Origin of the sequence: Corallococcus exercitus (assembly GCF_003611585.1) — a bacterium.
Taxonomy (GTDB): domain Bacteria; phylum Myxococcota; class Myxococcia; order Myxococcales; family Myxococcaceae; genus Corallococcus; species Corallococcus exercitus.
Window position 1 is genome coordinate 1 of sequence record NZ_RAVW01000529.1, and the last position, 5,846, is coordinate 5,846.

6 protein-coding genes are annotated in these 5,846 nt (G+C 71.8%); 3 read left to right on the forward strand and 3 right to left on the reverse strand.

What is annotated here, in order from left to right; all coding sequences use genetic code 11:
• The first annotated feature begins 58 nt into the window (after positions 1-58).
• From D7W79_RS37715 to D7W79_RS37725, 3 genes are read left to right on the forward strand one after another with little or no spacing between them, the layout of a single operon-like run.
• Positions 59-271 carry a hypothetical protein gene (locus D7W79_RS37715; RefSeq protein ID WP_120530103.1) on the forward strand — a complete coding sequence of 71 codons (213 nt, stop codon included), beginning with the start codon at positions 59-61 and terminating at the stop codon, positions 269-271.
• Between the two features lie 8 nt (positions 272-279).
• Complete coding sequence (locus D7W79_RS37720; RefSeq protein ID WP_120530107.1) at positions 280-957, forward strand: tetratricopeptide repeat protein; 678 nt, start codon at positions 280-282, stop codon at positions 955-957.
• 40 nt (positions 958-997) lie between these two features.
• Positions 998-1,975 (forward strand): WD40 repeat domain-containing protein, encoded by a 978-nt coding sequence (locus D7W79_RS37725; protein WP_120530104.1) that lies wholly within the window; start codon positions 998-1,000, stop codon positions 1,973-1,975.
• Here the strand turns inward: D7W79_RS37725 and D7W79_RS37730 are convergent.
• The 3 genes from D7W79_RS37730 to D7W79_RS37740 form a co-directional block, all read right to left on the reverse strand.
• Complete coding sequence (locus D7W79_RS37730; RefSeq protein WP_244222192.1) at positions 1,969-2,622, reverse strand: CAP domain-containing protein; 654 nt, start codon at positions 2,620-2,622, stop codon at positions 1,969-1,971. The genes D7W79_RS37725 and D7W79_RS37730 overlap by 7 nt on opposite strands.
• A gap of 87 nt (positions 2,623-2,709) precedes the next feature.
• Complete coding sequence (locus D7W79_RS37735; RefSeq protein ID WP_120530106.1) at positions 2,710-4,038, reverse strand: DUF1552 domain-containing protein; 1,329 nt, start codon at positions 4,036-4,038, stop codon at positions 2,710-2,712.
• Complete coding sequence (locus tag D7W79_RS37740) at positions 4,035-5,675, reverse strand: DUF1592 domain-containing protein (RefSeq protein WP_244222193.1); 1,641 nt, start codon at positions 5,673-5,675, stop codon at positions 4,035-4,037. The genes D7W79_RS37735 and D7W79_RS37740 overlap by 4 nt, the downstream gene beginning before the upstream one ends.
• Positions 5,676-5,846 lie beyond the last annotated feature (171 nt).

Below are 5,846 nucleotides of genomic sequence, written 5' to 3' on the forward strand. Positions count from 1 at the left end.
AGATGTGTATAAGAGCCAGGCCCCGTGCTAGGGTCGGGACCCGGTCAGGAGACGCGACATGAGCCACGACGAATCCCGCGCGCGGAAGATCCAGACAGCCCTTGAAGGGAACGATGAGTTCAGCACCTTTTCCATCGACCCGGACATCAAGAAGCTGAAGATGAAGCTGGACCTCCAGTCCCAGGCGCAGCAGCAGCATTCCGGCCGCCCGGAGACCGCGCCCAAGTCGGGCATGTTCATGCGGCTGTTCCACAAGATGTTCCGGGGTTGAGGGGCACGATGGCGAAGGAGTCCTACCGCGCGCAGTGGGAACGCTCGCGGGCGTATCTGGAGACAGGGGACCTGGGGCTCGCGCTCCAGGAGCTGCGGGACGCGCTGACGTTCGCGCCGGACGACGCGGTCCTCTGGGAGGAGATCTTCAACCTGTCGCTGCTCGGGGGCCTCACGCAGAACGCCCTGGCCGCCGCGCTGCGGCTGCGGAAGCTGGAGCCGGAGAACCCCAACTTCATCGGCCTGCACGCCATGGCCGCGCTGCTCGCCGGCAAGCTGGCGGAGGCCCTGCCCCTCTTCGAGGAGGTGCTCCAGCGCGACCCGGAGTCGGTGGAGGCCCGCCGGCAGCTCGCGCGGGCGCTGGACGTCGCGGGCCAGCGCGGCCGGGTGCGCACGCTCCTGGAAGAGGCCGTCGCGCGGGCGCCCACGGACACGGGCGCGCCCAATGACCTGGCGGTGCACTACCTGGAGCACGTGCCGCAGGAGGGCCCGGCGCTCGCGGCCAGCGTCCTGGCCCCGGTGCTGGAGGCGCACCCCGAGGACCCCACCACGCACTTCAACCTGGCGCTGGCGCTGCGCCTGGGGGAGCCGGCGAAGGCCCGCCACCACGCGGAGCAGGTCCTCCAGGGCGGTGACAAGGAGCTGCGCACGAAGGCCCAGCAGCTGCTGACAATGATTCCGGCGTGAGCTCGGGTCAGGATGCGCCGGGCACCCGCGTCCCGGCGCCATGGATTTCCAGAGACAGACCCTGAAGACCCCCGGCGCCGTGTCCTCCCTGTGCTGGAGCGGCGACGCGCTGGTGGACCCGGTGGGCGGAATGGTGCGCTACGGCCTGGACGGCGGCACCGATGACCCGCATGTCCGTTACGCCTACCGCTTCGACCGCGCGGTGATGTCCCCGGACGGCCGCTACAGCGTGCTGTACGAATCGCTGGGGACGGCGGGGCTGCTGCTCGAAGGCACGCGCGTGGTGCGGCAGCTCATGCGCGACTTCTATCAGGCGCACGTCCACGACTACCCCGTGGCCCTGCACACGCTGCCTGGCGGACGCACGCTGCTGGCGCACTGCCCGGAGTCGTACTGCGTGGTGGAGTTGGAGGACGCCGCCACGGGCGAGCGCCTCACGAAGCGCGACAACACGCCCGCGGACATCTTCCACTCGCGGCTCCAGTTCAGCCCGGACGGGCGCTACCTGGCGAGCGCGGGGTGGATCTGGCACCCGGTGGACGCGGCGTCGGTGTTCGACGTGCCCCGCGCGCTGGAGGAGCCCGCGTCGCTGGACAGCGCGGCGCTGATGGAGGGCGTGGAGGGCGGCATCTTCCTCACGTCCGTGGCCTTCGGCGCGCGGGACACGCTCGTGTTCGTCCGCCTGGAGGAGTCCCGCGACGAGGCCTCGTTCTTCCTGGGCACGTACTCGCTCGCGGAGAAGAAGGTGCTGTCGGAGGTGGAGCTGGAGGAGCCCGCGGGCCCGCTGATGGTCGTGGACGCGGAGCACGTGGTGGACTTCTTCGGCCACCCGAAGCTCGTGTCCCGCGCCACCGGCCGCGTGGTGCAGCGCTGGGAGGACCTGGACACGGGGAAGGTGCTGGCCAGCATCCGCCACCACCTGCCGCCCCCGCCGCACTTCGCGATGGACGCCGCGCACCGCCGCTTCGCCGTGGGCACGCCGAGCGGCATCGAGGTCGTCACGCTCGCGGCTCAGTAGGGCTTCTCGCCCACCCAGTTGCCCGGCGGCGCGTAGTTGCACACCCAGAGCTGCCACGTCTTCACGTTCCCACCGAAAGGCGAGTTCTTCGTGCACAGCCGCGTCGCGCAGCCCACCGCCTTCGTGGTGCGCCACACCACCTGCGTGTAGTGGCCGCACATCTTCCCGGCCTTGCACTTGCCGGACGCGTAGTCGTAGTCGGCGGACTCGTCCGCCCAGCCCTTCACCACCTGCGCGGTGTTCCAGGTGTCCGGCGTCGCGGCGGCCAGGTTCTCTCCGAAGGTGCCCCGGTCCGGGTTGTGCTCGAAGCGGCACTCCTTCACGTACGACTCCGCCTTGCGCGCCGCCTCGTCGGACCAGGTGAGCGCGGGCAGCGCCGGCTTCGGCGTGGGACGCGAGGCCTTCGCCCGCGCCTCGTTGTGCGCGGCCACCATGTCCCGCTTCAGCTCCGCGGCGGAGGGCAGCGGCTTGCGCGTGCCCTCCGGAGGCGCGGGCGTGGCCGAGGGGACCTTGCGCGCGGCGGCGTTGGCCGCGGCCTGCTTCGTGGAAGAGGACACCGGACGCTGCGCGCTCGCGCTGGAGCCACAGCCGAGCAACGGGGCCAGCAGCAACACGGCGAGCCCGCGACGGAACACAGGAAGAGCCATGCGCGGAATCATTCCGCATGCGCGCCTCGCGTGCAGCCGAACTGAGCGGGGCAGGCGGCCCCCGGGGTGCCCGAGCGCCTTCCTGCCCTACACGCCCAGGCCGGGCAGGGACCCCGTGCCGTCGTCGCCGAAGGTCGTCGTGGGCACGCCGAACATGTTCAGCAGCGCGATGTAGAGGTTCGCCAGCGGTTGGCCGGGGTAGCGCACGTGCCGTCCCGGAGCGATGGCGCCGCCCGCGCGGCCCGCGAGCAGGATGGGCAGGTTCTTGTGCTCGTGCATGTTGCCGTCGGCGATCTCACTGGAGAAGTACACGGCGCTGTGGTCCAGCAGCGTCCCGCCCTCCTCCAGCACGCCCTTCATGCGCTGGAGGAGGTACGCGTACTGCTCCACCTCCCACTTGTCGATTTTGGCCAGCGCGTCGTAGTTGGCCTGGGCCCGCTGGTGGTGCGAGTACGCGTGGTGCTCGCCGGACAGCCCCAGGAACGAATACACGCGCTGGCTGCGCGCGTTGCCCAGCATGAAGGTGCACGTGCGGGTCAGGTCGCACTGGAACGCGAGCACGATGAGGTCCAGCATCGCCTTCGTCTTCTCGCGCACGTCCTCGCTGTCCACGGGCGTCACGGCGGTGCCGCACGCGGGGCCCGCGCCGTCCATCGCGTTCACGCGCAGCTCCAGCTCGCGCACGCCGGTGAAGTACTCGTCCAGCTTGCGCTTGTCGGTGGTGCCCAGCTTCCCCTGGAGCGACTTCGCGTCGTCGCGCACGGCGTCGATGATGCTCAGGCCGTACGCCTTGCGCTTCGCCAGCTCCTCCTGCGTGACGTTCGGGTCGAAGTCCGCGAACAGCCGCTCGAAGGCCGCGCGGGGCTTCGTCTCCTTGGGCACGGGCGTGGACGGCCCCGCCCACGCGATGTTGTTCGCGTAGGGGCACGCGTAGCCGGAGTCGCAGTTGCCAATGCCCCGGCCCTGGTCGATGCCCAGCTCCAGCGACGGGTAGCGTGTGTGCTTGCCCACCGCGTTCGCCAGCACCTGGTCCATGGAGACGCCGGTGCGGATGTTGGTGCCCTCCGTCTTGCGCGCCTTCACGCAGGACAGGAACGCGGCCGTCGCGGCGGCGTGGTGGCCGTCGCCGTCCGGCCTGCCGGGCAGGTTGTCCAGCCCGCTCAGCACCAGCACGTCCCCCTTCACCGGCGCCAGCGACGCGAGCGTGGGCGTCAGCGAGTAGTCCGCGCCCTCGCCGCCGGGCGTCCACTTGGGCATGTGGATGCCGCAGGGCGTGTAGAAGGCCACGAAGCGGCGCGGGGCCGGCGTGGCGGCGCGGGCCGTGCGCGGGCGCATGACGTCCAGGAGGGGCAGCGCCATCAGCGCGCCCATGCCGCGCAGGAGCGTGCGGCGGGACAGGACAGGGGTGCGGTTCATGGCTTCGGTGCCTCCGCCTCGCCGCGCCGCCGCAGGAACGCGTCGCTGCGGACGATGGCGAGGATGTAGTCGGTGAGGCGGCCGCCCCGGCCTTCCGCCTGCTGGGAGATGTCGCGCACGGTGCAGCGGTCCTCTTCCTCCGCGCCACGCCCGAGCGCGTAGGTGAGCAGGTGGCGCGTCATGCACGCGGACAGGTCCGGGTCCTCTTTCACCACCGCGCGCAGCTCCACCACGCCCTGGAACGTCTTGCCCCCGGGCAGCTCGCCGCTGGCGTCCACCGCCGCGCCGCCTTCCTCCTTCGTGCGCCAGCGGCCCACCGGGTCGAAGTTCTCCATGCCGAAGCCCAGCGGATCCATCAGCGTGTGACAGCCCGAACAGCCCGGGTTCGCGCGGTGCTCCGCCATGCGCGCCTTGATGTTCAGCGTGGGGTCCACCGCCGGGGCCAGCCCGCCCGCGTCGGGCGGTGGCGGGGGCGGTGCCTTGCACAGCAGCTGCTCCAGCACCCAGACGCCGCGCTTCACCGGCGACGTGCGGTCCGGGTTGGCGGTGACGGTGAGCAGCGAGCCCTTCCCGAAGAGCCCCGCGCGCTCCGGGTGGTCCGTCAGCTCCACGCGCGTCATCGCGGTGGTGCCCGGCTTGGGCAGACCGTAGTGCGTGGCCAGCCGGTCGTTCACGTAGGTGAAGGGCGCGTCCAGCAGGTCCTTGAGGCGCTGGTCGCCGGTGACGAACTCCTGGAAGACCAGCTGCATCTCCTGGCGCATGGCCTCGCGCAGCGGCTCGTCGAAGCCGTAGCGCGACACCGGCTGGGCGAAGTCCAATGCGCGCGTGTAGAGCCACTGGCCCGCGAAGTTGTCCACCAGCGCGTGGGCCTTGGGGTCCGCCAGCATGCGCCGCACCTGCGCCTCCAGCACCTCCGGCTCGTGCAGGTGGCCGCCCTCCGCCACCTGCAACAGCGCCTCGTCCGGCATGCTGCTCCAGAGGAAGTAGGACAGGCGGCTCGCCAGCTCCAGGTCGCTCACGGCGTGCGGCGCGGTGGACGTGGGGGCCGGGTCCAGCTCCACGCGGAAGAGGAAGTGGGGCGACACCAGCACCGCGCGCAGCGCCAGCTTCACGCCCACCTCCGGCGCGTCACCGTGCTGCCGGGCCAGCGTGACGAACGCGACCAGCCGCTCCACCTCCTCGGCGGTGACGGGCCGGCGCCAGGCGCGGCGCGCGAAGGTCTTCAGCAGTTCACGCGCGCACGGCTCCGGCTGGACGGGGTCCAGCACGCAGGCGCCGAACGCGCCCCGCGCCCACGCGGCCTCCACCAGCGCCTGCGCCGCGTGCGAGTACTTCTCCATCAGCAGCGGGGACATGCTGAGCACGTCCGCGTTGTTGTCGAAGCCGAAGCCGTGGTCGTCCGGCGGGAAGTCGCTCGCGGGTGAGCCCGTGTCGCCCAGGAGGTCGCGCACGGTGTTGTCGTACTCCGCGCGGTTGAGGCGGTGCAGCGTGACGCGGCCCGGGTCGCGCGCCGCCGAACGGCACTGCGCGTCCTGCGGATCCGTGGCGCCGGGCGCGTCCGGCCCTGGCAGCACCCGCGCCTTGGGAGGAGACCCGTTGCAGCTCGCGGCTAGCACCACCGCCGCCGCGAGGCCCATCCTCCGCCATCTCCGACCGCAGGCCGTCACCGCGTGCACGCCTCCTCCGGGCCTCGAAAGGGCCCCGGTGGACGCGCTTCAAAGCAAGACCCTCACCAGCGCCCGCGTGACGACAGGCCGACGCCAGGCTCCGTCCCCGGGGCCGGGATGGGCACGCGCGGGGGACAGGGT

Coding starts and splice junctions, on each gene's coding strand:
- D7W79_RS37715 (WP_120530103.1), top strand. CDS start 59: ATGAGCCACGACGAATCCCGCGCGCGGAAGATCCAGACAGCCCTTGAA.
- D7W79_RS37720 (WP_120530107.1), top strand. CDS start 280: ATGGCGAAGGAGTCCTACCGCGCGCAGTGGGAACGCTCGCGGGCGTAT.
- D7W79_RS37725 (WP_120530104.1), top strand. CDS start 998: ATGGATTTCCAGAGACAGACCCTGAAGACCCCCGGCGCCGTGTCCTCC.
- D7W79_RS37730 (WP_244222192.1), bottom strand. CDS start 2,622: ATGGCTCTTCCTGTGTTCCGTCGCGGGCTCGCCGTGTTGCTGCTGGCC.
- D7W79_RS37735 (WP_120530106.1), bottom strand. CDS start 4,038: ATGAACCGCACCCCTGTCCTGTCCCGCCGCACGCTCCTGCGCGGCATG.
- D7W79_RS37740 (WP_244222193.1), bottom strand. CDS start 5,675: ATGGGCCTCGCGGCGGCGGTGGTGCTAGCCGCGAGCTGCAACGGGTCT.